The 25,066-nt window shown below is 52.3% G+C and carries 24 protein-coding genes; 16 read left to right on the top strand and 8 right to left on the bottom strand.

The window, feature by feature from the left end:
- Positions 1 to 262 precede the first annotated feature (262 nt).
- Entirely contained in the window at positions 263 to 952 is a 690-nt protein-coding gene (locus tag BMI79_RS19980; protein ID WP_076943895.1) for a FadR/GntR family transcriptional regulator, read from the top strand.
- Positions 953 to 958: 6 nt separating this feature from the next.
- Here the strand turns inward: BMI79_RS19980 and rbsR are convergent, their stop codons facing one another.
- The 7 genes from rbsR to kup form a co-directional block, all read right to left on the bottom strand.
- Entirely contained in the window at positions 959 to 1,963 is a 1,005-nt protein-coding gene (gene rbsR, locus BMI79_RS19975; RefSeq protein ID WP_076943893.1) for a ribose operon transcriptional repressor RbsR, read from the bottom strand.
- Positions 1,964 to 1,967: 4 nt separating this feature from the next.
- On the bottom strand, positions 1,968 to 2,894 hold the full coding sequence (gene rbsK / locus BMI79_RS19970) for a ribokinase (protein ID WP_076943891.1): 927 nt from the start codon (positions 2,892 to 2,894) through the stop codon (positions 1,968 to 1,970).
- Positions 2,895 to 2,964: 70 nt separating this feature from the next.
- The gene (gene rbsB / locus BMI79_RS19965) at positions 2,965 to 3,852 is read right to left on the bottom strand and encodes a ribose ABC transporter substrate-binding protein RbsB (RefSeq protein WP_076943890.1); all 888 of its coding nucleotides are present in this window, start codon (positions 3,850 to 3,852) and stop codon (positions 2,965 to 2,967) included.
- Positions 3,853 to 3,923: 71 nt separating this feature from the next.
- Positions 3,924 to 4,889 (bottom strand): ribose ABC transporter permease, encoded by a 966-nt coding sequence (rbsC, locus tag BMI79_RS19960; RefSeq protein WP_076943889.1) that lies wholly within the window; start codon positions 4,887 to 4,889, stop codon positions 3,924 to 3,926.
- Between the two features lie 6 nt (positions 4,890 to 4,895).
- Complete coding sequence (gene rbsA / locus BMI79_RS19955; RefSeq protein WP_076943888.1) at positions 4,896 to 6,401, bottom strand: ribose ABC transporter ATP-binding protein RbsA; 1,506 nt, start codon at positions 6,399 to 6,401, stop codon at positions 4,896 to 4,898.
- Between the two features lie 7 nt (positions 6,402 to 6,408).
- Positions 6,409 to 6,828, bottom strand: a complete 420-nt coding sequence (gene rbsD, locus BMI79_RS19950; protein ID WP_076943887.1) for a D-ribose pyranase — start codon at positions 6,826 to 6,828, stop codon at positions 6,409 to 6,411.
- A 167-nt stretch (positions 6,829 to 6,995) separates the two neighbouring features.
- A complete protein-coding gene (gene kup / locus BMI79_RS19945; protein WP_076943886.1) occupies positions 6,996 to 8,864 on the bottom strand; it encodes a low affinity potassium transporter Kup in 1,869 nt (622 codons plus the stop codon).
- 375 nt (positions 8,865 to 9,239) lie between these two features.
- On the opposite strand from kup, the gene ravA reads away from it, so the two are divergent.
- Together ravA and viaA are read left to right on the top strand one after the other, a co-directional pair.
- Positions 9,240 to 10,748, top strand: coding sequence for an ATPase RavA (gene ravA, locus BMI79_RS19940; protein ID WP_076943884.1), 1,509 nt, complete (start codon positions 9,240 to 9,242; stop codon positions 10,746 to 10,748).
- A gap of 2 nt (positions 10,749 to 10,750) precedes the next feature.
- Positions 10,751 to 12,208, top strand: coding sequence for an ATPase RavA stimulator ViaA (gene viaA / locus BMI79_RS19935; RefSeq protein WP_076943883.1), 1,458 nt, complete (start codon positions 10,751 to 10,753; stop codon positions 12,206 to 12,208).
- 7 nt (positions 12,209 to 12,215) lie between these two features.
- Here the strand turns inward: viaA and asnA are convergent, their stop codons facing one another.
- On the bottom strand, positions 12,216 to 13,208 hold the full coding sequence (gene asnA, locus BMI79_RS19930; RefSeq protein WP_076943882.1) for an aspartate--ammonia ligase: 993 nt from the start codon (positions 13,206 to 13,208) through the stop codon (positions 12,216 to 12,218).
- 155 nt (positions 13,209 to 13,363) lie between these two features.
- On the opposite strand from asnA, the gene asnC reads away from it, so the two are divergent.
- From asnC to BMI79_RS19865, 13 genes are all read left to right on the top strand, one after another.
- Positions 13,364 to 13,825: a transcriptional regulator AsnC gene (asnC, locus tag BMI79_RS19925; protein ID WP_076943881.1), complete on the top strand. Its 462-nt coding sequence runs from the start codon at positions 13,364 to 13,366 to the stop codon at positions 13,823 to 13,825.
- Between the two features lie 91 nt (positions 13,826 to 13,916).
- Positions 13,917 to 14,357, top strand: coding sequence for an FMN-binding protein MioC (gene mioC / locus BMI79_RS19920; RefSeq protein ID WP_076943880.1), 441 nt, complete (start codon positions 13,917 to 13,919; stop codon positions 14,355 to 14,357).
- Positions 14,358 to 14,738: 381 nt separating this feature from the next.
- On the top strand, positions 14,739 to 16,628 hold the full coding sequence (gene mnmG / locus BMI79_RS19915; RefSeq protein WP_076943879.1) for a tRNA uridine-5-carboxymethylaminomethyl(34) synthesis enzyme MnmG: 1,890 nt from the start codon (positions 14,739 to 14,741) through the stop codon (positions 16,626 to 16,628).
- Positions 16,629 to 16,768: 140 nt separating this feature from the next.
- Positions 16,769 to 17,389: a 16S rRNA (guanine(527)-N(7))-methyltransferase RsmG gene (rsmG, locus tag BMI79_RS19910; protein WP_076943878.1), complete on the top strand. Its 621-nt coding sequence runs from the start codon at positions 16,769 to 16,771 to the stop codon at positions 17,387 to 17,389.
- Positions 17,390 to 18,026: 637 nt separating this feature from the next.
- Positions 18,027 to 18,410: a F0F1 ATP synthase subunit I gene (gene atpI, locus BMI79_RS19905; protein ID WP_076943877.1), complete on the top strand. Its 384-nt coding sequence runs from the start codon at positions 18,027 to 18,029 to the stop codon at positions 18,408 to 18,410.
- A gap of 22 nt (positions 18,411 to 18,432) precedes the next feature.
- Positions 18,433 to 19,209 carry a F0F1 ATP synthase subunit A gene (atpB, locus tag BMI79_RS19900; RefSeq protein ID WP_076943876.1) on the top strand — a complete coding sequence of 259 codons (777 nt, stop codon included), beginning with the start codon at positions 18,433 to 18,435 and terminating at the stop codon, positions 19,207 to 19,209.
- Between the two features lie 49 nt (positions 19,210 to 19,258).
- Positions 19,259 to 19,498: a F0F1 ATP synthase subunit C gene (atpE, locus tag BMI79_RS19895; protein ID WP_004393045.1), complete on the top strand. Its 240-nt coding sequence runs from the start codon at positions 19,259 to 19,261 to the stop codon at positions 19,496 to 19,498.
- A 58-nt stretch (positions 19,499 to 19,556) separates the two neighbouring features.
- Positions 19,557 to 20,027 (top strand): F0F1 ATP synthase subunit B, encoded by a 471-nt coding sequence (atpF, locus tag BMI79_RS19890; protein WP_076943874.1) that lies wholly within the window; start codon positions 19,557 to 19,559, stop codon positions 20,025 to 20,027.
- Between the two features lie 14 nt (positions 20,028 to 20,041).
- Positions 20,042 to 20,575, top strand: coding sequence for a F0F1 ATP synthase subunit delta (gene atpH / locus BMI79_RS19885; protein WP_076943873.1), 534 nt, complete (start codon positions 20,042 to 20,044; stop codon positions 20,573 to 20,575).
- A 12-nt stretch (positions 20,576 to 20,587) separates the two neighbouring features.
- Complete coding sequence (atpA, locus tag BMI79_RS19880; RefSeq protein WP_076943872.1) at positions 20,588 to 22,129, top strand: F0F1 ATP synthase subunit alpha; 1,542 nt, start codon at positions 20,588 to 20,590, stop codon at positions 22,127 to 22,129.
- A gap of 58 nt (positions 22,130 to 22,187) precedes the next feature.
- The gene (atpG, locus tag BMI79_RS19875; protein ID WP_076943871.1) at positions 22,188 to 23,051 is read left to right on the top strand and encodes a F0F1 ATP synthase subunit gamma; all 864 of its coding nucleotides are present in this window, start codon (positions 22,188 to 22,190) and stop codon (positions 23,049 to 23,051) included.
- A gap of 120 nt (positions 23,052 to 23,171) precedes the next feature.
- Positions 23,172 to 24,554: a F0F1 ATP synthase subunit beta gene (gene atpD / locus BMI79_RS19870; RefSeq protein WP_037404142.1), complete on the top strand. Its 1,383-nt coding sequence runs from the start codon at positions 23,172 to 23,174 to the stop codon at positions 24,552 to 24,554.
- Positions 24,555 to 24,574: 20 nt separating this feature from the next.
- The gene (locus BMI79_RS19865) at positions 24,575 to 24,994 is read left to right on the top strand and encodes a F0F1 ATP synthase subunit epsilon (RefSeq protein WP_004933814.1); all 420 of its coding nucleotides are present in this window, start codon (positions 24,575 to 24,577) and stop codon (positions 24,992 to 24,994) included.
- Positions 24,995 to 25,066: the final 72 nt, after the last annotated feature.

Genomic DNA, 25,066 nt, shown 5'->3' with positions numbered 1-25,066 from the left:
TTGAGAACGGTGTTTTCACTGGGTTGGTTCTTCCTGGCTGGGCGACCTTGTCAGTCGTTGTTCCCGGTCAGTGGAGGCGCATTATAGGGAGTTCCGCGCCGGCCGCAACCCCTAAATTCAAAAAATGTTTCAAGCGCGGATATTTTCAGCAAAACGCTGTATAAGGCAGCATTTTTGCCACTTTTTCCCGAAATCAGCCCTAAAGCCGATGCACCCTAGAGTAAAATGAAAGATAACAATGCAAGACTAAGGACCTGCAGCCATGCAATTTGATGTTCAACAACAGGCCGCACAGAGAAACCTTTCTTACCTGCTGGCAGAAAAGCTCGGCCAACAGATTCTGGCGGGCGAATATGAAGCGGGCAGCATCCTGCCGGGTGAGATGGAATTGGGGGAACAGTTTGGTGTCAGCCGCACAGCGGTCAGGGAAGCGGTAAAAATGCTGGCCGCCAAAGGCATGTTATTACCACGCCCACGTATCGGTACGCGTGTAATGCCACAAAGCCAATGGAATTTCCTCGATCAAGACTTACTGGCTTGGTGGATGACAAAAGAGAATTTCGATCAGGTAATGCAGCACTTCCTGATTTTGCGTACCACGCTTGAGCCTCAAGCATGTTTTCTAGCAGCCACCAACGCCACTGCGCAACAGAAAGCACAGTTAACGCACCTGATGCAGGAGATGCGCACGCTGCACACTGATTTTGATCGCGAACGCTGGATTGAGGTTGATACCCAGTACCATCAGTTAATATATAACGCCAGCGCTAACCCCTTTCTGACCTCATTCGCCAAATTATTCAGTTCGGTTTATCAAAACTACTTTCGGGCAATTACTGGTAATGAAGTGATTAAGTTGCAAAGCCATCAGGCGATCGTCGATGCCATCGTGGCAGGAGACAGTGCAACAGCCATGGCCGCATGCCAAGCTCTGCTACAAGATAACGCGTAATCTTCTTTATATAAGGTGGCCAACGGAGGCACGTTCAACCAATTCAGGCGTCAACACCAGAACTTGAGCATCACGTTCGGGGTGTTGCAGCCGATTGATCAACGCATCAATGGCCAGTTCCCCCAGAGAGTCTTTCGGTTGATGGATCGTGCTGAGTGGCGGCGTCAAATATTTAGCCAATTCAATATCATCATACCCGATGACCGCCATATCCTGCGGCACCACCAATCCAACCTGGTACAAAGCCTGGTAAATCCCCACGGCGATCGCATCGTTCCCGGCAAACACCGCCTGCGGTGGTTCGGCTAACGCCAGCAGTTGCTGCATAGCTTGAACACCACCCTCAAATTCAAAATTGCAATGCACTTCATAAGCCGGCGGAATATTGAGCCCGGCACGTTGCATCGCGCGGCGATAACCCGCCAGACGATGGCATGCGGTTGTTTTATCCTGCGGCCCGGCAATGCAGGCGATTTTGCGATAACCACGGCTAATCAGATGATCGGTTGCCATTTCACCACCCAGCAACGAGTTATCCTGAATAACATCGTTAGCCCCTTCAAACGGTGCCCAATCCATCATCACAATAGGTAAAGAGGGATAACGGCTGAGCGCGTCCGGCGACGGGCGATGGCTTTCAGTACACATCAACAGCAAGCCATCGACACGCTTTTGCAACAAGGTTTCCATGCTGCGGTTCATACGCGCGGCATCTTCTTCGGTATTGCACAGGATCAGGCTATAGCCGCGTTCATAACAGCTACGCTCCACACCACGCACCACTTCGGCATAAAATGGGTTATTACTCGAGGTGACCAGCATACCGATAGTATGCGTGGTATTGAGCTTCAGGCTGCGAGCCAATGCTGACGGGGCATAATTAAGCTGTTCGACGGCCGCCATAACTTTGCTGCGCACGCTGTCGCTGACAAAGCGATTGTTATTGATCACGTGCGATACCGTCGAGGTTGAAACACCTGCCAGACGGGCAACATCTTTCATAGTGGCCAAAACATTACCCCTGTTGCTGCAGGAAGGCGTCGATCTCTGTGCGCCAGGGCACGGAAGGCTGAGCACCAGCGCGAGTTACGGCAATCGCGGCTGCCGCATGGGCAAAACGCACGGCTGCGTCCATGGCTTTACCTTCGAGTAAAGCAGTAACCAGCGCACCGTTAAACGTATCCCCTGCCGCAATGGTATCCACCGCTTTCACCTTAAAGCCTGCTACCCGCTTGCCGCGGCGATTTTCACTCAACCAGACCCCCCGGCTACCGAGGGTGATAATCACGCATTCAATACCTTTATCATGCAACACGTTGGCAGCACGAGCAGCATCACTGTCATTATTAACGGCAATACCGGTCAGCCGCTGGGCTTCGGTTTCGTTTGGCGTGATGATATCGATCATCGCCAGTAATTCCTCCGGTAACTCACGAGCCGGAGCAGGGTTGAGGATCACCTGCGTTTGATGTTGTTTGGCCAGTTTGGCAGCGGCAATCACCGTCTCAAGTGGGGATTCGAGCTGCATCAGTAGCGCATCAGCATCAATCACTTTCTGCTGATAGCGATTGAGATACTCTGGAGTCAGGGCCGCATTGGCCCCCGCATCAATGCCGATCACGTTCTCACCGTCGGCATTAACAAAAATCAGCGCAACGCCGGTGGTTTTGTTGGCGATGGCTTCTATCGGTTGAGTGTCAATGCGATCGGTAGCCAGTTGCTGGCGAATACGCTCCCCCATATCGTCAGCCCCAACACAAGCGATAAAGGCGATCTCCGCGCCGCTGCGCCCGGCTGCGACAGCCTGGTTGGCACCTTTACCACCGAAAGCGACGTTATACTGCTTCCCGATCACCGTTTCACCTGGGTGGGGAAACTGTTCAATATTAAGGATATGGTCGGCATTGATACTGCCCAGAACCACCAGCTTTCCTGTTTCCATCGCATTGATTCCTGAAATTGCTTACCCAGATATTCACGTTGCCGCCTGGCAGCAACGTGAAGGGTATGACTTACTTGGTCACCAGCTTCAAATCGACCGGAATAGTGGCTGGCACTTTTTCGCCTTTTAACACTTTATCGGCGGTTTCAATACCAATCACCCCGATTTGATCTGGGCGCTGTGCCACAGTTGCAGCCAGTTTGCCACCTTCAACCGCTTTCACGCCGTCATCGGTGCCATCAAAGCCCACGACGACCACATCGGTTTTGCCAGCAGTTTGCAACGCACGCAGTGCGCCCAGCGCCATTTCATCGTTCTGAGCGAACACTGCCTGCACGTCTGGATGTGCGGTCAGCAGGTTCTGCATTACGTTCAAGCCTTTAGTACGATCAAAGTCCGCCGGTTGGCTGGCCAGCAGTTTGAATTTGTTCTGCTCCAGAGACTGTTTGAAGCCTTCACCACGCTCACGTGCCGCCGAAGTCCCTGCAATACCTTCCAGTTGGATCACTTTAGCGTCTGCACCCGCTTTCTTGGCAATGAAGTCACCGGCCATTTTACCGCCTGCACGGTTATCGGAAGCAATGTGGCTGACCACTTCACCTTTAGCCGCCGCACGGTCCAGAGTGATCACCGGGATCTTGGCCTGGTTGGCCATCTTGATCGCGTTACCGACAGCGTCAGAATCGGTCGGGTTGATCAGCAGCAGTTTCGGCTGTTGCACCATCAGATCCTGCACGTTGGCCAGTTCTTTTGCCGGGTTGTTCTGCGAATCCAGTACCACCAGGTTGTAACCCAGTTTGTTAGCTTCCTGTTGTGCACCGTCTTTCATCGAAACAAAGAACGGGTTATTCAGCGTCGAAACCACCAGTGCGATAGTGTCTTTAGCCAGCGCATTAGCACTCAGAGTCGCCGACAGAGCGATAGCCGAAGCGAAAACAGCCAGTTTTTTCATTTTCATGTTCGTGATTCCTGTAAGAAAAGAAGTGTCCGTGAATACTGCGGGCCGGCAAAGCCCGCCTCTAAAGAAACTTACTGCTTTTTGTTATCTACCAGAACCGCCAGCAAAATAACGGCTGCTTTCACGATCATTTGGTAGTAGGAAGAAACGCCCAACAAATTCAAACCATTGTTCAGGAAACCGAGGATCAGCGCACCGATCAGTGTGCCAACAATACGCCCTTTGCCCCCCGCCAAACTGGTGCCCCCCAACACTACCGCCGCAATGGCATCCAGCTCATAGCCAGTACCGGCGGTTGGCTGTGCGGATGACAGACGGGCCACTTCGATCACTCCGGCCAGAGCTGCCAGCAACCCACACAGCGAATAAACGATAATCTTCACTTTATCGACGCTGATGCCGGACAAGCGGGTAGCTGCTTCGTTCCCGCCAAGTGCATAAATGTAGCGCCCCAGGCGGGTGTGATGCAGCATGTACCACGCGGCGATAAACACGATCGCCATAATCCAGATCGGGGTTGGCACCCCCAATGGGCGGCCGATACCGAACCAGCCGAACGCATCAGCCACATCGGTAAACCCGGTGTTGATCGGGCTGCCGTTGGTATACACCATGGTCACACCGCGCAGCAACAGCATCATTACCAGCGTGGCGATAAACGCCTGCACCTTGCCTTTGGCAACGATCACTCCGGTACAGGCCCCCACAGCGGCCCCCAGCGCCAAGGCGGCCGCCACGGCGACCACCGCATTGATTTCAAAGCCGACGATCGACGCCGCTACCGCACCGGTCAACGCCAGCAATGAACCTACCGACAAATCGATACCGGAAGTCAGTATCACCAGCGTCATGCCCACCGCCATAATGGCGTTCACCGACGTTTGCTGCAGAATATTAAACAGATTATTGACGGTGAAGAAATTCGGGCTCATTGAAGACACCACAGCGATCAGCACCAACAGCGCGATCAGTGATTTCTGCTCTAGCAGCCACTCTTTACTGAACCAGCGCTTAGCTGTGATAGTCTGGGAACTCATATCTGATTACTCCTGCTTTACGCCGTATTGCTTGCCGACGGCCGCTGCCATCAACACTTCCTGAGTGGCCTGCTCAATCGGGAATTCACCGCTGAGATGGCCTTCGTGCATCACCAGAATGCGATCGCTCATGCCGAGCACCTCCGGCATTTCCGAAGACACCAGAATGATACTCAGCCCTTCCTGTTTGAACTGGTTGATTAACTGATAGATCTCTTTCTTGGCGCCGACATCGACGCCACGTGTGGGTTCATCAAGGATCAGCACCTTTGGCCGGGTCATTAACCCGCGGGCGATCGCCACTTTCTGCTGGTTACCACCAGAAAGCAGGCCAATCGGCTGTTCCATTGACGGCGTTTTAACATTGAACAGACGGATAAAATCGCCCACCGCCTGCTGTTCGTCAGCGTGTTTCAGGCTGCCACCGCGGCGGCTGAAATAGCGCAGGGCGGTCAGCGACATGTTTTCCTTCACCGACATCCCCAGCACCAAACCATCGCGCTTGCGATCTTCAGAAATATAGACGATGCCGTTTGCCAACCCGTCCTGCGGCGAATGGGTGACGACTTCATGGCCATCAAGATTCACGATGCCGCTGTTACGCGGTGCTGCACCGTACAGAATCTTCATCAACTCTGTGCGCCCGGCGCCCATCAAGCCAGCGACGCCCAAAATTTCGCCACGATACAGGGTAAAACTGACGTCGTGAACGCCCGGCCCAGAAACATGGCTGACCTGCAGACGTTTTTCACCGCGCGGCAGATTCAGGCGCGGATACTGTTCTTCCAGCTTACGGCCCACCATCATCTCAATCAGCGAATCCTCTTGCAGCTCGGTAACCGGGCGTTCGGCAATAAACTGGCCGTCACGGAACACGGTGACATCGTCGCAGATTTCAAAAATCTCTTTCAGACGGTGGGAGATATAAACAATGCCGCGTCCTTCGGCTTTCAGCTCATTGATGACGTTGAATAAAGAAGCGGTTTCAGTATCGGTCAGCGCATCGGTGGGTTCATCCATGATGATGACCTTCGATTCGAAGCTCAGCACCTTGGCAATTTCGACCATCTGCTGATCGCCAATCGACAATTCCCCCACCAACCGATGGCTGCTGTAGCGCAGATTCAGGCGTGCCAGCAGTTTGTCTGCCTCGGCATACATGCGTTTCCAGTCAATGCGGCCAAAACGGTTAACGAACTCACGGCCAAGAAAAATATTCTCAGCTATGGTCAGTTGTGGGATCAGGTTCAGTTCCTGATGAATGATGCCGATACCCGCTTCCTGAGAATCTTTCGGGCCGTTAAACGCCACCTCTTTACCCAGAAAATGCTGGCTGCCCGCATCTTTGCTATAGATGCCGGTCAGCACTTTCATCATGGTGGATTTCCCAGCGCCGTTTTCCCCCACCAGCGCCATCACCCTACCGGGATAGACGCTGAGAGCGGCACCAGAAAGCGCTTTGACGCCGGGAAAGGCTTTATCGATCCCTTGCAGTTGCAGTAACGGTTGCATAGATGCCTCAGAAAGTGACGCCGGAGCAGAGAATGACGTTGGCATACGGCGAACATTCTCCACTGCGGATCACCGCTCGGCTGTGCTCGGTTTGTGTTTTAAACTCGCTGTGGCTGATATAGCTCACGCTTATGGTGTTTCCCTGGTGTTGGCTAAGTTGTTGCAATTGAACTAATAACGCTTCATGGAGCGACGGATTCTGTTTAACTATCTCTTCCGCCAGGATAGCGTTTTCTACTTGCATTTCCTGTGTGACCACCCCGACCACCTGTAAAAACGTCGGTACTCCTTGAGTCAGCGCCAGATCGATACGCTGCGTTCCAGCCGGGATCGGTAATCCCGCATCGCAAATAGTGATCTGATCGGTATGACCGAGGCGGGACACCACGGCAGAAACATCAGAATTCAGTAGTACGCCTTTTTTCATGTTATCACTCCAACAGCGAAACGTTTCGCTTGTTGAAGAGTTTAAAAAAACAACAGGGGAAGGCAATGATGAGGTTGCAAAAATGTGATCGCCATCGAAACGTTTCGCTCGCAGTCGACAAAGATACAAAGAAAAAGGCTCAGTTGATGAACTGAGCCTTTAAAACGTTATATCTCGACCTGGGTTCCCAGTTCGATAACGCGGTTTGGCGGGATCTCAAACTGATCGGGCGCGCGCAGTGCGTTGCGGCTCAGGGCAATAAACAGCTTACCGCGCAAGAACAGATACCATGGCCGCTTGGTCAGGATCAGCGACTCATGTGACATAAAGAACGAGGTTTCCATCATTCGGCACGGCAACCCTTCCAAACCGCAGCGGTGGAACACTTCTTCCACGTTCGGTGTTTCACGCCAACCATAGCTGGCTACCACCCGCCAGAAAGTCGGCGACAGTTGTTCGATGGTCACCCGGCGTAGGTTGTGCACATAAGGTGCATCTTCGGTACGCAACGTCAGTATCACCACGCGTTCATGCAGCACTTTGTTGTGCTTTAGATTATGCAACAGCGCAAAGGGGATCACGTTGATCGCACGTGACATAAACACGGCGGTGCCAGGCACGCGCACCGGCGGGGATTTTTCCAGCGAGGCAATCATCGCCTCAAGGGAATTGCCATGCTCATGGATACGCCGCAGCAGGCTGAAACGCTCGCTTTTCCAGGTAGTCATGATAATGAACATCACCAGCGCCAACGTCAGCGGCAGCCAACCACCTGAGAACAGTTTCAGCGCATTGGCAGAGAACATCGGTACATCAATAATCAGCAGGATAGTCAGGGTGCCTAACACCAGGAAGCGGTTCCAGTGCCAGTTTTTAAGCGCTACCGATGTGATAAGAATACTGGTTAATACCATGGTGCCGGTAACGGCAATACCGTAGGCTGCGGCCAGATTACCTGAATGCTCAAAGCCCACGATCACTAGCACGACGGAGATGTACAGTATCCAGTTGACGACCGGGATATAGATTTGGCCCGACTCCATCTCAGAGGTGTGGATAATACGCATCGGCGACAGATAACCCAAACGCACCGCCTGCCGGGTCAGGGAGAATACGCCAGAAATTACCGCCTGCGAGGCGATCACCGTGGCCAAGGTCGCCAGGATCAGTAACGGAATCAGCGCCCAGTCAGGTGCCAGCAGGAAGAAAGGGTTTTTGATCGCTTCAGGGTTTTTCAACAGCAGCGCCCCCTGACCAAAATAGTTAAGCACCAGGGAAGGTAGTACTACCGTAAACCAGGCCAGGCGGATCGGGAATTTACCAAAATGCCCCATATCAGCATACAGAGCCTCTACGCCGGTAATCGACAGCACCACCGCACCAAGTGCAAAGAACGAGACTTTCTTATATTCAATAAAGAAGTTCAGCGCCCACTTCGGATTCAACGCCTGCAGCACTTCGGGATTATCAATAATGCTGCGTAAACCCAGCAAAGCCAAGGCAATGAACCACAGCAACATCACCGGAGCAAACAGCTTACCGACGCTGCTGGTGCCATGCTTTTGAATAACGAACAATAAGGTCAGCACCAGAATCGACAGCGGTACAATGTAAGGATCAAGCGACGGCGCGGCGATTTCCAGCCCCTCAATGGCCGACATCACCGAGATTGCCGGGGTGATCACTACTTCACCATAGAAGAAGCTGCCACCAATCAGGCCAAGGATCACCAACCATGAGGTTGTGCGCGGCGAGGTATTGCGCCCGGCTAACGACATCAACGTCAGAATACCGCCCTCACCGGCGTTATCTGCGCGCATCACGTAGGTGAGATACTTCAGGGAGACGATAACAACCAGCATCCAGAAGATCAGGGAAAGAAAACCAAAAACCACATCTGGACGGACATCAAAACCATAATGGCCGGAGAAACATTCTCTCAAGGTATAGAGAGGGCTGGTGCCGATATCACCGTAAACCACCCCGATAGCCGCCAAGGTTACCGCCGATAAAGACTGTTTACGCTCTGTGCTCATAGTTCGTTTCTTTTACTGGAACATCCGTCAGCCGTTACATCCGCACCAAGCTAAAGATACGGGCTCTTAATGATCCGTTACGCCCACGTTCCCGAATGGATTTCAAACGCAAGTAACCGATCGATGTTGCCATGGCTTGAAAGACAAAGGAGATAAAAGGCGCACAGTATGCACCATTTATCGTGGTTACCCATCCTTATCTCTGCCGCTAAAAATCAACAAAATGTGAACCAGATATCCTGTTGATAACAGAAAAATAATACTAATCAACAGGCTATGCCTTTTAGAAAAAGGTGGTTTATCATCGAATTCTGCAGCAAGATTGATTAACCGCCAACTAAACTGGCCTTAACCCACGGACAACGCGGATTATTTATGGCGTCATCACCCCTTCTGGCAGAACGGATTTCCCGCCTCAGCAGTGCGCTGGAGAGCGGCCTTTATGAACGGCAGGAAGCCATCCGCTTATGCCTGCTGGCTGCGTTATGCGGCGAAAGCGTGTTCCTGTTAGGCCCGCCAGGGATCGCCAAAAGCCTGATCGCCCGTCGGCTGAAATTCGCTTTCCGCAGTGCCCGCTCCTTCGAATATCTGATGACGCGTTTTTCCACGCCGGAAGAAGTGTTTGGCCCCTTGTCGATTCAGGCGTTAAAAGATGAAGGGCGCTACCAGCGCTTAACCTCTGGTTATTTGCCCGAAGCAGAAATCGTGTTTCTTGATGAGATCTGGAAGGCTGGCCCGGCGATCCTCAATACGCTGCTGACGGCGATCAACGAACGCCGCTTTCGTAATGGCAACAGTGAAGATCCCATTCCACTGCGCCTGCTGGTCACCGCTTCCAACGAACTGCCAGAAGCCGACAACAGTCTTGAGGCCTTGTATGACCGGATGCTGATCCGCCTGTGGCTCGATAAAGTGCAGGATAAGCAGAACTTCCGTTCTTTGCTGATTAACCGCCAAAGTGAAAGCGATAACCCAGTGCCCGAAGCGTTGAGTATCAGCGACGAAGAATTCCACCAGTGGCAGCCGCAGATCGATAAAGTCAAATTGCCGGAAAACTGCTTTGAGCTGATCTTTATGCTGCGCCAGCGCCTAGATGCCTTGGAACAGGCTCCTTATGTTTCCGACCGCCGCTGGAAAAAATCCCTGCGCTTGCTGCAGGCCAGTGCGTTCTTTAGCGGCCGCGATACCATTGCTCCGCTGGATTTGATGCTGCTGAAAGACTGCCTGTGGCACGATCTCACGTCGTTGAAACTACTGCAGCAACAAATCGACCAACTGCTGGCTGAACAGGCCTATCAGCAGCAGACGTTGCTAATCCAACTACAGCAGACGCATACCCGTTGGATGCAACACCAGCAGCAGCAAAGCGATCGCCAAGCGATTTACCTGATAAAAAAAGGTGGTATGTTCAGCCGCAAACCGCAGTATGCGCTGGCAACGCCGCTCGCTGGCAGCACCTTGACCCTGCTGCTGCAAAAACCGCTGCAACTGCATGATATCCAGGTTAACCACCTCAGTATCGAAAGCAGCGCATTGGAAAGCTGGCTGCAAAAAGGGGGGGATGTGCGGGCTAAATTGAACGGCATTGGTTTTGCCCAGCAGATCGAACTGGAAGTGGATGAGCAATTGCACTTGACGGTGCTGGACGTCAGCCGTCAACCATCATTATTGGCTTCAGCGGGTAAACCAACCGGTGGCACACCGCAGGCGCTGCTGGACGAAATGGAAACATTGACCCAACGCCTGGCGGAACAACGCCGGTTATTCAGCCAGCATCAACCGTGCCTGTTCACTCCCGCCAGCGGCCTGGCGAAGATTGAAGCCAGCCTGCTGCAGGTTGCCGAACAAATTAAGCAGCAGTACCAGCAGATGCGCGGTCAATAAAGATGCTCAGCCTTGAAACGATTGATCTGCTGCTGTCGATCGCCGAAGGGGAACTGATCGAAGAGATGATCATTGGCATGTTGGCAGCCCCACAGCTAATGATGTTTTTCAATAAATTCCCGGCGATACGCCGAGCGTTGAACCGCGATCTGCCACGTTGGCGATTGCAGCTAAAAGAACGTATTCATCAGGCAATGATCCCCCCCGCACTGGCGCAGGAGTTTTACCGATACCAGCAGTGCCAATTGGAAAATAACGCCCAATTCTTTCATCATCTCAACGATACGCTCGAACTGCTGCGCCAATTGATTTCGCCATTTTATAAACAGGCACAAGAGCTGGCTGACGCCGCCGATCTGGCCAACCATCCAGACAGTTTCCAAACCCTGTTTTTACAGCGCTGGCGCATCAGCCTGACGCTGCAGGCGACTATGCTGCACCACCAGTTGCTTGAACAGGAACGTGAACAGTTACTGGCTGAGCTGCAGGAACGGTTGGCACTTAGCGGCGCGCTGGAACCGCTGCTGGCAGAAAACGACACCGCCGCCGGGCGTTTGTGGGACATGAGCAAAGGGCATTTGCAGCGCGGCGACTATCAGCGGCTGGTGGAATACGGTAATTTCCTGCAACAGCAACCGGAATTACAAAAACTGGCACAACAGTTAGGGCGCAGCTATGAAGCAAAAGCGGTGCTTCAGCAGGATGCACAACCGGAACCGTTCCGAGTCATGGTACAGGTTCCCGCCATTCGGCCAGAAGAGGTCAGCGGTATTCACCAAAGTGACGATATCCTGCGTTTATTGCCACCTGAACTGGCGACGTTGGGCATTGAAGAACTGGAGTTTGAGTTTTACCGCCGGCTGCTTGAAAAGCGTTTGCTGAGTTATCGCCTGCAAGGCGACGCCTGGCAGGAACAGATCATGATGCGCCCGGTCACCCATAAACAGCAGGATCAACAGCCACGCGGGCCTTTTATCGTCTGCGTTGATACTTCCGGTTCAATGGGAGGTTTTAACGAACAGTGCGCCAAAGCCTTCTGCCTGGCCTTATTGCGCATCGCGCTGGCCGACAACCGCCGCTGCTATATCATGCTGTTTGCTAATCAGATTGTGCATTACGAACTGACCGCCGCCAGCGGTATTGAACAAGCGGTGCGCTTTCTCGGCCAGCATTTCCGCGGTGGAACCGATCTGGCCGCCTGCCTGAGCGCAACGGCCAGCAAAATGACGGAGAGTGGCTGGTTCGACGCCGATGCGGTAATTATTTCTGACTTTATTGCCCAGCGCTTGCCAGAGGACGTGATAAAAAAGGTGAAATTACAGCAGCAAAGCCACCAGCAGCGTTTTCATGCGGTGGCGATGTCTGCCTATGGCAAACCCGGCATCATGCGCATCTTCGATCATATCTGGCGCTTTGATACCGGGTTAAAAAGCCGCTTAATGCGCCGCTGGCGGCGCTGAAAACAGCTTACAGCAGGCCTTCAACCGCTTCACGCACTTCGGGTGCCCACACGCCACACTGCACTTGGCCAATATGCGACAGTTGCAGCAGCAGCATCACCAAGCGTGATTGACCGATGCCGCCACCGATGGTTTGCGGCATTTCACCACGCAGTAATGACTGATGCCATTCCAGCTTCAGGCGATCCTGATCCTCGGTCAGCGCCAACTGATGCTTAAGCGCGGCAGCATCAACGCGGATCCCCATGGAAGACAGCTCAAACGCATCCTGCAATACCGGGTTCCACACCACGATATCGCCGTTCAGGCCAGCCAACCCATTGGCAGCCGGTGTCGTCCAGTCATCATAATCCGGTGCACGCACGTCATGTGATTTGCCATGCGACAGTTTGCCACCGATACCAATCAGGAATACCGCACCCAGCTCTTTGGCAATGGCACGCTCACGGCCTTTGGCATCCAGCTCCGGGTAGCGTTGCAGCAGGGTTTCACTGTGAACAAAATGGATCTGCTCTGGCAGGAAAGGAGCCAGACCATATTCACGGCTCACCGCCGCTTCCGTTTCTTTTATAGAAGCATAGATGCGCGTAACGGTATCTTGCAGATAGGCCAGATTGCGTTCGCTATCCCCCATCACACGTTCCCAATCCCATTGATCGACATACACTGAGTGGATCGGCGTCAGGCGATCTTCATCCGGGCGCAGGGCTTTCATATGGGTATACAAACCTTCGCCTGCACTGAAATCGTAGCTGCCCAGGGTTTTACGCTTCCACTTCGCCAGGGAATGCACCACTTCAAACGTGGCATCTGGCAAGGTTTTCACTTTAACCTGCACCGCTTTCTCGCTGCCGGAAAGGTTGTCTTGCGTGCCATCACCCAGGCGGCTGAGGATCGGTGCCTGTACCTCGATCAAACCCAGCTGTTGTTCCAGTTGGCGAGAAAAGAAGGATTTCACGAAGCTGATTTGTTGTTGTTTTTGGATAAACTGCTTTTTCATTACCGTATCTCTTAAATAACCTGTCTAATTGCCGACGATTAAGCAACAGAATGGCATCACAATTCAATATCCATTAATCAATATTGCCTTTTCGTTTTTAATCGTTCATTTTTAAGCGGTGATAATTCAACAATCAGCAATTAAAGGGGGATTTAATGGCGGAAATTTATCAGATCGATAATCTCGATCGCGGCATTCTCAACGCTTTAATGGCCAATGCCCGTACCGCCTACGCTGAACTGGCAAAGACTTTCGCCGTCAGCCCCGGCACGATCCACGTGCGGGTAGAGAAAATGAAGCAGGCTGGCATCATTACCGGCGCACGGGTGGACGTAAACCCAAAACAGCTGGGTTACGACGTCTGTTGCTTTATCGGTATCATATTAAAGAGTGCCAAGGATTATCCTTCCGCATTGAGAAAGCTCGAAAGCCTGGAAGAAGTGGTGGAGGCTTACTACACCACTGGGCACTACAGCGTATTTATCAAGGTGATGTGCCGCTCAATCGATGCGTTGCAACAGGTACTTATCAACAAGATCCAGACTATCGATGAGATCCAGTCAACCGAAACCCTGATCTCGCTGCAGAACCCCATTATGCGCACCATTACGCCTTAGTCGGCAATTTATATACCCCTATTATCCACAGGTAGATCCCAACCCATTCACAGCGTACAATGCTGCCTCTTCAGAAAGGTTGGGATCATCTATGGCAGACATCACTCTGATCAGTGGCAGTACGCTCGGCAGTGCAGAATACGTCGCTGAACATTTGGCTGAACAGCTCGAAGCTGCTGGTTTCTCCACAAAAATGCTGCATGGCCCTGAATTAGATGAACTGCCGCTGAATGGCCGCTGGCTGGTGGTTTCCTCCACCCATGGCGCAGGCGATCTGCCGGATAATCTGCAGCCGTTGCTGGAGCAGATCGTCGAACAGCAGCCCGATCTCTCCCAGATCACATTCGGCGCAGTCGGGTTGGGCAGTTCTGAATACGATACCTTCTGTGGCGCGATCAAACAGATCGACGATCTTTTAGTGGCTCGCGGAGCTAAAAGGATCGGCGATCGACTCGAGATCGACGTAACCCTGCACGAAATTCCCGAGGATCCTGCAGAAGAATGGGTAAAGAATTGGATCAATTTACTCTAATTTGCTTAAAGATCGCGCGAACGAATGTGTATAACTATGCTTAAAAGCAGGGTAAAAGCCGTAGTTATCCCAATAACAACCGCTGTACGCTTTCTAGGCTGTGTATAACATACCATTTAGATCCCAGCTTATCAGCGCTAGGATCACCGATCATTCACAGCTAACGATCCTCATTAATCTGCTGATCTTCATCGCGAATAAGCACTTATCCACAGAGGATCGCGATCCTAATAAGAGATCTAGTAAAGAGATCTTTAAATAAAAAAGATCTTCTTTTAATTAACGACGATCCTGAGCGCTTGGTCGATCGTCTAAACTTGAGTAGAATCCTCCCCCCAGGGCAGATCAAGATCGTTCGCAAGTACTTCGAGGTGCAGTTCCATGTTTTATCCAGAGCAATTTGACGTCATCATCATCGGTGGTGGTCATGCCGGTACCGAAGCCGCCATGGCCGCAGCACGTATGGGCCGTCAGACTTTATTACTGACTCACAATATCGACACCCTGGGGCAAATGTCCTGCAATCCGGCGATTGGTGGTATTGGGAAAGGGCATCTGGTTAAAGAAATTGACGCACTTGGCGGCCTGATGGCCACTGCGATCGATCATGCCGGCATCCAGTTTAGAATACTAAACGCCAGCAAAGGCCCTGCGGTCAGGGCAACCCGGGCTCAGGCCGATCGCGTACTGTATCGCCAGGCTGTCCGTACCGCTCTGGAGAACCAACCCAACCTGATGATTTTCCAACAGGCAGTTGAGGATCTGATCGTAGAAAACGATCGTGTCGTTGGTGCAGTGACCCAGATGGGGCTTAAATTCCGCGCCAAAGCGGTAGTACTGACCGTTGGCACCTTCCTGGATGGTAAGATCCACATTGGCCTGGAAAACTACAGCGGTGGCCGTGCTGGCGATCCTCCGTCGATCTCGTTATCACAGCGCCTGCGTGAGCTACCTTTGCGCGTTAACCGTCTGAAAACCGGTACACCACCCCGTATTGATGCACGCACTATCGATTTCAGCGTTCTGGCGGAACAACATGGCGATACGCCGAGCCCGGTGTTTTCCTTCCTGGGCAATTCCAGCCAGCATCCGCAACAAATGCCGTGCTATATCACCCATACCAACGAAAAAACCCACGATGTGATCCGCAATAATCTGGATCGCAGCCCAATGTATGCCGGGATCATCGAAGGGATTGGGCCACGCTATTGCCCATCGATCGAAGACAAGGTGATGCGCTTCGCCGATCGTAACTCACATCAGATCTTCCTGGAGCCGGAAGGGCTGACCAGTAACGAGATCTATCCCAACGGGATTTCCACCAGCTTGCCGTTTGACGTACAAATGCAGATCGTGCGTTCGATGGAAGGGATGCAAAATGCTCGCATCGTTCGCCCAGGTTACGCCATTGAGTATGATTTCTTCGACCCGCGCGATTTGAAGCCCACGTTGGAAAGCAAATTTATCCAAGGATTGTTCTTTGCTGGCCAGATCAACGGCACGACCGGCTATGAAGAAGCAGCGGCACAAGGCCTGTTGGCAGGTCTGAACGCCGGACGTTACGCGGTGGATGATGAAGGTTGGTCACCGCGCCGCGATCAGGCTTATCTGGGCGTACTGGTAGACGATCTCAGCACATTGGGCACTAAAGAACCGTACCGTATGTTTACATCACGTGCCGAATATCGCCTGATGCTGCGCGAAGACAACGCCGATCTGCGTCTGACCGAAAAAGGCCGTGAACTGGGGCTGGTGGACGATATCCGCTGGGCTCGCTACAACGAAAAACTGGAGCATATTGAACAGGAACGCCAGCGCTTGCGCGATATCTGGGTGCACCCGCACTCTGAGAACGTGGAACAGGTAAACGCGCTGTTGAAAGCACCATTGTCGCGTGAAGCCAACGGCGAAGAACTGCTGCGCCGCCCTGAGATGGATTATACCCAACTGACCGGAGTTGCCGCTTTTGCTCCTGCACTGGCAGATACTCAAGCCGCTGAGCAGGTGGAAATTCAGGTGAAGTATGAAGGCTATATCGTGCGCCAGCAGGAAGAGATCGAGAAGCAGCAACGCAACGAGAATACCCTGCTGCCGGTGGATCTTGATTATCGTCAGGTTTCCGGATTATCGAATGAAGTGATCGCCAAGCTTAACGATCATAAACCGAACTCGATCGGCCAGGCCTCACGTATTTCAGGGATCACCCCAGCGGCCATTTCCATTCTGCTGATCTGGCTGAAAAAGCAGGGCTTGCTGCGCCGCAGCGCATAAATCCTGTGCTTTACCAAGGCCGTTTGCTTATCCGTTGAGCAAACGGCCGCTGACATCACCCCACGCCTGAATTATCATAGTCGCCTCATGGCTCAGCACCATTTTGCCTTGCTGTTCCACTTCTGTCAGAGGATTCCGTTGTGCAAAAAAAATTAGATTCGCTGCTCTCAGCGGCAGGAATTGCGCTTCCCGATCAACAAAAACAGCAATTGCTGGGTTATGTCGGTATGCTCGACAAGTGGAACAAGGCCTACAACCTTACTTCGGTGCGCGATCCGCAGCAGATGCTGATACGTCATATTCTCGATAGCATCGTGGTTGAGCCCCATCTGCACGGTTCACGCTTTATTGACGTGGGAACAGGCCCTGGGCTGCCGGGGATCCCACTGGCGATTGTGCGCCCTGACTCGCATTTCACGCTATTGGACAGCCTGGGCAAGCGCGTTCGCTTCCTGCGCCAGGTGCAGCATGAACTGGGGCTGAAAAATATCGAGCCGGTACAGAGCCGTGTGGAAGATTTTCCAGCCGAACCGCCGTTTGATGGTGTGATCAGCCGTGCTTTCGCCTCACTGCAGGATATGTTGGCCTGGTGCCGCCATCTGCCAACCAAAGGAGAGGGGCGTTTTTATGCGCTGAAAGGCGTTCGCCCGGAAGATGAGCTGGCGCAGTTGCCAGCAGGTGTGACTGTAGAGTCAGTGATTCGTTTGCATGTTCCTGAACTGGAAGGGGAACGTCATCTGGTGGTACTAAAGGCAAACTGAGTTTGCTCAGAATCAAATAAGTGCCTGCTAAATGGCGGCGTGGAATGTAAAGATAAGCAGGCTAATCAAATCGACGCTTTTTAAGCGAAATAACTTTTTATTAACATAAAACACTGGTACCAATGCCAATAAGCGCTTAATTGCAGAATGTAATAGTCACGTTAGTGATGATGTGTGAACGATTCCGTCTGGCTGTCGATGTTAATTTAGTGTTGCAATATTCGTCCTGAGAATGTCAAAAGAAGGTTTTTCTTGGGTAGAAAGATTGTTTTTGAAAGGTTAACTTGTAATATTTTGATTTATAATAATTTTTAACCGCTCAAATAGCTAAAGACTCAGGCTGAATCGGTGGAGTATAAATCTATGGTGATTATTATTGTGATCGGATGCACATTTCCTGGCGCAACGCAGGAATAATCAGACAATTAAACCTGTACGATTATTCCGGCTATTTTCTTGCGAAAGCCGCTCGAAAAAGGGAAATTTAAATAATTGTTCACCTTTTCGCTACTTATCGATTGAATTCGTTGGAGTGGCCCGTATAATTTGCTCGTTTTTGGCTGCTTGACTCAAAACAGCAAAGACAGTTTCATACGTCACTCAGCATACCCTTTGGGGTACGGAGAGAACAAACGTCATGTCTGTGTCCCTTTACAGCGGAAAAGTAGCACGCAAACTGCTGTTCCTGCAGTTAATGACCTTTGTTCTGATCAGCGCTGCTTTCGGGTTGAAAAGCCTGGAATGGAGCGGCTCGGCGTTGGCGGGTGGTTTTGCTGCCTGGTTGCCGAATGCCATGTTTATGCTGTTTGCCTTGCGCCATCAGGCGCAAACGCCAGCGCCCGGCAGGGTGGCATGGTCGTTTGCTATTGGCGAGGGATTAAAAGTCGTGATCACCATCGTTTTGCTGATCGTGGCGCTTGGGGTGTTCAAAGCGGCTTTTGTCCCGCTTGGCCTGACCTATTTAGCGGTGTTAGTGGTGCAGATAGTGGCACCGACCGTGATTAACCGTTACCGAACTTAACTAAATAAGGGTAAGAGGCATCATGTCTGCAGGAGCAATCAACACTCCACAGGAGTATATCGGTCACCATCTGACGCATCTTCAGATCGGGACGGGATTCTGGTCGGTTAACATCGACTCGATATTTTTCTCCGTTGTCCTCGGGGTTGTCTTCCTGGCGATTTTCCGCAAAGTGGCTAAAAACGCTACCAGCGGCGTTCCCGGCAAGTTGCAAACCGCCGTTGAACTGCTCGTCGGGTTTGTCGACAACAGCGTTAAAGATATGTACCACGGTAAGAGTAAGGTTATCGCCCCGCTGGCGTTAACCGTGTTCGTCTGGGTGTTCCTGATGAACCTGATGGACCTGATTCCGGTAGATTTCCTGCCGCATCTTGGTACATGGGCTGGGCTGCCTGCGCTGCGCGTGGTGCCTACCGCTGACGTGAACATCACTCTGTCTATGGCCTTGGCCGTATTTGTCCTGATTCTGTTCTATAGCATCAAAATGAAAGGCATTGGTGGGTTTGCTAAAGAGTTAACCATGCAGCCATTCAACCATCCGTTATTTATTCCAATCAACCTGATTCTTGAAGGTGTCAGCCTGCTGTCCAAACCTGTTTCTCTGGGTTTGCGACTGTTCGGCAACATGTATGCGGGTGAGTTGATCTTCATCCTTATTGCCGGCCTGTTGCCGTGGTGGTCACAGTGGGTCCTGAGCTTGCCTTGGGCGATCTTCCACATTCTGATCATTACGCTTCAAGCCTTTATTTTCATGGTTCTGACGATCGTCTATCTGTCGATGGCGTCTGAAGAGCACTGATTTTCTTAAAACACTTGCACTTTTAAACTGAAATAAACTGGAGACTGTCATGGAAAACCTGAATATGGATCTGCTGTACATGGCTGCCGCTATTATGATGGGTTTAGCGGCAATCGGTGCTGCGATCGGTATCGGCATCCTGGGTGGTAAATTCTTGGAAGGCGCTGCACGTCAGCCTGATCTGATTCCTCTGCTGCGTACACAGTTCTTTATCGTTATGGGTCTGGTCGACGCCATCCCGATGATCGCTGTTGGTCTGGGTCTGTACGTGATGTTCGCTGTCGCGTAAGTCGAGATGGTTCTCGACAACGAAACCCCATTATTAACTTTTAAAGAGGCATTGTGCTGTGAATCTTAACGCAACAATCCTCGGCCAGGCTATCTCGTTCATCCTGTTTGTCTGGTTCTGTATGAAGTATGTATGGCCGCCGATCATGGCTGCCATTGAGAAGCGTCAGAAAGAAATTGCTGACGGTCTCGCTTCTGCAGAGCGTGGCAAAAAAGATTTGGACTTAGCGCAAGCCCATGCGACCGACCAGCTGAAAACTGCTAAAGCAGAAGCTCAGGTGATCATCGAGCAAGCCAACAAACGCAAAGCTCAGATCATGGATGAAGCGAAAGCGGAAGCCGAGCAGGAACGTAACAAAATCGTGGCGCAGGCTCAGGTTGAGATCGAAGCCGAACGTAAGCGCGCTCGTGAAGAGTTGCGTAAGCAAGTCGCGATGCTGGCAATTGCTGGCGCCGAGAAGATTATCGAACGTTCCGTGGATGAAGCTGCTAACAGCGACATCGTTGATAAACTGGTCGCTGAACTGTAAGGAGGGAGGGGCTGATGTCTGAATTTGTTACTGTAGCTCGCCCCTACGCCAAAGCAGCTTTTGACTTTGCCGTTGAGAACCAAAGCGTAGAGCGCTGGCAGCAAATGCTGGCGTTTAGTGCTGAAGTCACCCGCAACGAACAGATGGCTGAATTGCTTTCCGGTGCTGTTGCACCAGAAACGCTGTCCAAGACGTTCACTGCGGTATGTGGTGATGAGCTCGACGAACATGGCCAGAACTTTATCCGTGTAATGGCCGAAAATGGACGTTTACTGGTTCTTCCTGCGGTACTGCAACAGTTCATAGAACTGCGTGCTGCGCTGGAATCCACTATCGAAGTCGACGTGCTCTCTTCGAGCGCACTGAGCGATGAACAGCAGGCCAAGATTGCCGCTGCGATGGAAAAACGTCTGTCACGCAAAGTTAAGCTGAATTGCAAAATTGACAAGTCTGTACTGGCCGGCGTAATTATCCGTGCTGGCGATATGGTGATTGATGGCAGCGTTCGCGGTCGTCTTGAACGCCTGGCAGACGTCTTGCAGTCTTAAGGGGACTGGAGCATGCAACTGAATTCCACCGAAATCAGCGAACTGATCAAGCAGCGCATTGCTCAGTTCAATGTGGTGAGCGAAGCTCACAATGAAGGTACTATCGTTTCCGTCAGTGACGGGATCATCCGCGTACACGGTCTGGCCGATGTTATGCAGGGCGAAATGATCGCACTGCCAGGCAACCGTTATGCAATCGCATTGAACCTGGAGCGTGACTCTGTAGGTGCCGTGGTTATGGGTCCGTACGCGGATCTAGCCGAAGGCATGAAGGTAAAATGCACCGGACGTATTCTGGAAGTTCCAGTAGGCCGTGGTCTGCTGGGCCGCGTGGTGAACACTCTGGGTGCACCTATCGACGGTAAAGGCCCGGTTGAGCATGACGGCTTCTCCCCGGTTGAAACCATCGCACCTGGCGTTATCGAGCGTCAGTCGGTCGATCAGCCTGTACAGACCGGTTATAAGTCTGTAGATGCCATGATCCCAATCGGCCGTGGCCAGCGTGAGCTGGTGATCGGTGACCGTCAGACCGGTAAAACCGCTCTGGCGATCGATGCGATCATCAACCAGCGTGATTCTGGTATCAAATGTGTTTACGTGGCTATCGGCCAGAAAGCGTCCACCATTGCTAACGTGGTGCGCAAACTGGAAGAGCACGGTGCACTGGCCAACACCATCGTGGTTGTGGCTACCGCATCTGAATCCGCTGCGCTGCAATACCTGGCTCCATATGCCGGTTGCGCAATGGGTGAATACTTCCGCGATCGCGGTGAAGATGCCCTGATTGTTTACGATGACCTGTCCAAGCAGGCCGTTGCTTATCGTCAGATTTCCCTGCTGCTTCGTCGTCCACCAGGCCGTGAAGCTTATCCTGGTGACGTATTCTATCTGCACTCCCGTTTGCTGGAGCGTGCTGCGCGTGTTAACGCTGAATACGTTGAAGCTTTCACCAAGGGTGAAGTCAAAGGGAAAACCGGTTCACTGACGGCTCTGCCGATCATTGAAACCCAGGCGGGTGACGTTTCCGCGTTCGTTCCGACCAACGTAATCTCGATTACCGATGGTCAGATCTTCCTGGAATCCAACCTGTTTAACTCCGGTATCCGTCCGGCAGTTAACCCGGGTATCTCGGTATCCCGTGTGGGTGGTGCAGCACAGACCAAGATCATGAAAAAACTGTCCGGTGGTATCCGTACCGCTCTGGCACAGTACCGTGAACTGGCTGCGTTCTCTCAGTTCGCTTCCGATCTGGACGATGCAACCCGCAAACAGCTGAGCCACGGTCAGAAAGTGACCGAGCTGCTGAAACAGAAACAGTATGCGCCGATGTCCGTCGCACAACAGTCTCTGGTGCTGTTTGCCGCTGAGCGTGGCTACCTGAACGACGTTGAAGTCGCGAAAGTCGTGAGCTTCGAGGCCGCTCTGGTTGCTTATGCAGATCGCGAGCATGCCGAACTGCTGAACCACATCAACCAAACTGGTGCTTATAACGATGAGATCGAAGGCAAGCTGAAAGGCATCCTCGATAGCTTCATGGCAACCCAGTCCTGGTAACGCACAGTAGCCTGCTGTTGAAAGACAGCAGGCTGTCTGGCAATGAGGAGAAGCAGAGATGGCCGGCGCAAAAGAGATACGTAGTAAGATCGCTAGCGTGCAAAACACGCAAAAGATCACTAAAGCGATGGAGATGGTCGCCGCCTCCAAAATGCGTAAATCGCAGGATCGCATGGCGGCCAGCCGTCCTTATGCAGAGACCATGCGCGAGGTGATCGGTCACCTGGCGTTAGGGAATCTGGAATACAAGCACCCGTACCTGGATGAGCGTGATGTTAAGCGCGTTGGGTATCTGGTGGTGTCTACTGACCGTGGTCTCTGCGGTGGCTTGAACATCAACCTGTTCAAAAAGCTGTTGGCAGAGATGAAAGGCTGGTCTGAAAAAGGTGTCGAAGCTGATTTGGCACTGATTGGCTCAAAAGCAGCCTCTTTCTTTGGTTCCGTGGGCGGCAAAGTGGTAGCCCAGGTGACCGGCATGGGGGATAACCCTTCTCTGTCGGATCTGATCGGCCCAGTGAAGGTGATGCTGCAAGCCTACGACGAAGGTCGTTTGGACAAGCTGTACATCGTCAGCAACAAATTTGTCAATACGATGTCTCAGGAACCGCAGATACTGCAGCTTCTGCCATTACCGCCTTCTGAAGACGGTGAGCTGAAGAAAAAATCCTGGGATTACCTGTATGAACCCGATCCAAAAGTGCTGCTTGATACCTTGCTGCGTCGCTATGTGGAATCGCAAGTTTATCAGGGCGTCGTGGAAAACCTGGCCAGCGAGCAGGCCGCACGAATGGTCGCGATGAAAGCCGCAACCGATAACGGCGGTAGCCTGATCAAAGAGCTGCAGTTGGTATACAACAAGGCGCGTCAGGCCAGCATCACTCAGGAACTCACCGAGATCGTTTCGGGAGCCTCCGCGGTTTAACCAGGTTATTACCCTAAATAGTTCAGATTGCGGGAAGGCGACAACTGGGGCGAGAGAAGGCAGTCAACGCGCCAGCAATTTGAAATAGGCCGGGTAAACGAATTACGTAGAGGATTCAAGATGGCTACTGGAAAGATTATCCAGGTAATCGGCGCCGTGGTGGACGTCGAATTCCCTCAGGATGCCGTACCAAAAGTGTACGACGCTCTTGAGGTTGAAAACGGCACCGAGAAACTGGTGCTGGAAGTTCAGCAGCAGTTGGGTGGTGGCGTGGTTCGCTGTATCGCCATGGGGACCTCAGACGGTCTGCGTCGCGGTCTGAAAGTGACCAACCTGCAGCATCCAATCGAAGTACCGGTAGGTAAAGCTACCCTGGGCCGTATCATGAACGTATTGGGTCAGCCAATCGACATGAAGGGCGACATCGGCGAAGAAGAGCGTTGGGCGATTCACCGTCCGGCGCCAAGCTACGAAGAGTTGTCTAACTCCCAGGATCTGCTGGAAACCGGTATCAAAGTTATGGACCTGATCTGCCCGTTCGCCAAGGGTGGTAAAGTCGGTCTGTTCGGTGGTGCGGGCGTAGGTAAAACCGTAAACATGATGGAGCTGATCCGTAACATCGCGATCGAGCACTCCGGTTATTCAGTGTTTGCGGGCGTGGGTGAACGTACTCGTGAGGGTAACGACTTCTACCACGAAATGAACGATTCCAACGTACTGGACAAAGTTTCCCTGGTTTACGGCCAGATGAACGAGCCACCAGGTAACCGTCTGCGCGTGGCGCTGACCGGTCTGACCATGGCTGAGAAGTTCCGTGACGAAGGCCGTGATGTTCTGCTGTTTGTGGATAACATTTACCGTTATACCCTGGCCGGTACCGAAGTGTCTGCACTTCTGGGCCGTATGCCATCGGCGGTAGGTTATCAGCCAACGCTGGCGGAAGAGATGGGTGTTCTGCAAGAACGTATCACCTCAACCAAGACGGGTTCTATCACCTCTGTACAGGCCGTTTACGTGCCTGCGGATGACTTGACTGACCCATCACCAGCCACCACCTTTGCTCACTTGGATGCAACCGTGGTACTGAGCCGTAACATCGCTTCTCTGGGTATCTACCCGGCCGTTGATCCGCTGGATTCTACCAGCCGTCAATTGGATCCGCTGGTTGTTGGCCAGGAGCACTACGACGTAGCGCGCGGCGTGCAGTCTATTCTGCAACGCTATCAGGAGCTGAAAGATATTATCGCGATCCTGGGTATGGACGAGCTGTCAGAAGATGACAAGCTGGTAGTATCCCGCGCGCGTAAAATCCAACGTTTCCTGTCTCAGCCGTTCTTCGTGGCAGAAGTCTTCACCGGTTCTCCGGGCAAGTTCGTATCGCTGAAAGATACCATTCGTGGTTTCAAAGGCATTATGGAAGGCGACTATGACCACCTGCCGGAACAGGCGTTCTACATGGTTGGCACCATTGAAGAAGCAGTGGAAAAAGCCAAGAAACTGTAACGCCTTGAGAGGAGGGTGATATGGCTATGACTTACCATCTGGATGTTGTCAGCGCGGAAAAACAGATGTTTTCCGGCCTGGTACAGAAGATCCAGGTAACAGGTAGCGAAGGCGAACTGGGGATCTTCCCTGGCCATGCGCCGCTGCTGACTGCCATCAAGCCTGGCATGGTGCGTATTGTTAAACAGCACGGTGAAGAAGAGTTCATCTACCTGTCCGGCGGTATCCTTGAGGTACAGCCGAGCGTGGTCACCGTGTTGGCGGACACTGCCATCCGTGGAACGGACCTTGACGAAGCAAGAGCGCTGGAAGCTAAGCGTAAAGCTGAAGAGCACATCCGTAGCTCTCATGGTGATGTCGACTATGCTCAGGCATCCGCTGAACTGGCGAAAGCGATCGCGAAACTGCGCGTTATCGAACTCACCAGAAAAGCGATGTAAAATCAGGGCGTTGTGCGCAACGCTCAGAATAATAAAGCGGCCCATGTGGTCGCTTTTTTTTTGCTTTAAAAT

This window comes from Serratia oryzae (assembly GCF_001976145.1).
In the GTDB taxonomy this organism is placed as follows: Bacteria; Pseudomonadota; Gammaproteobacteria; order Enterobacterales; family Enterobacteriaceae; genus Chania; species Chania oryzae.
The sequence above is the reverse complement of the archived record's forward strand: the minus strand, read 5'-3'. Positions and strand labels throughout refer to the sequence as shown.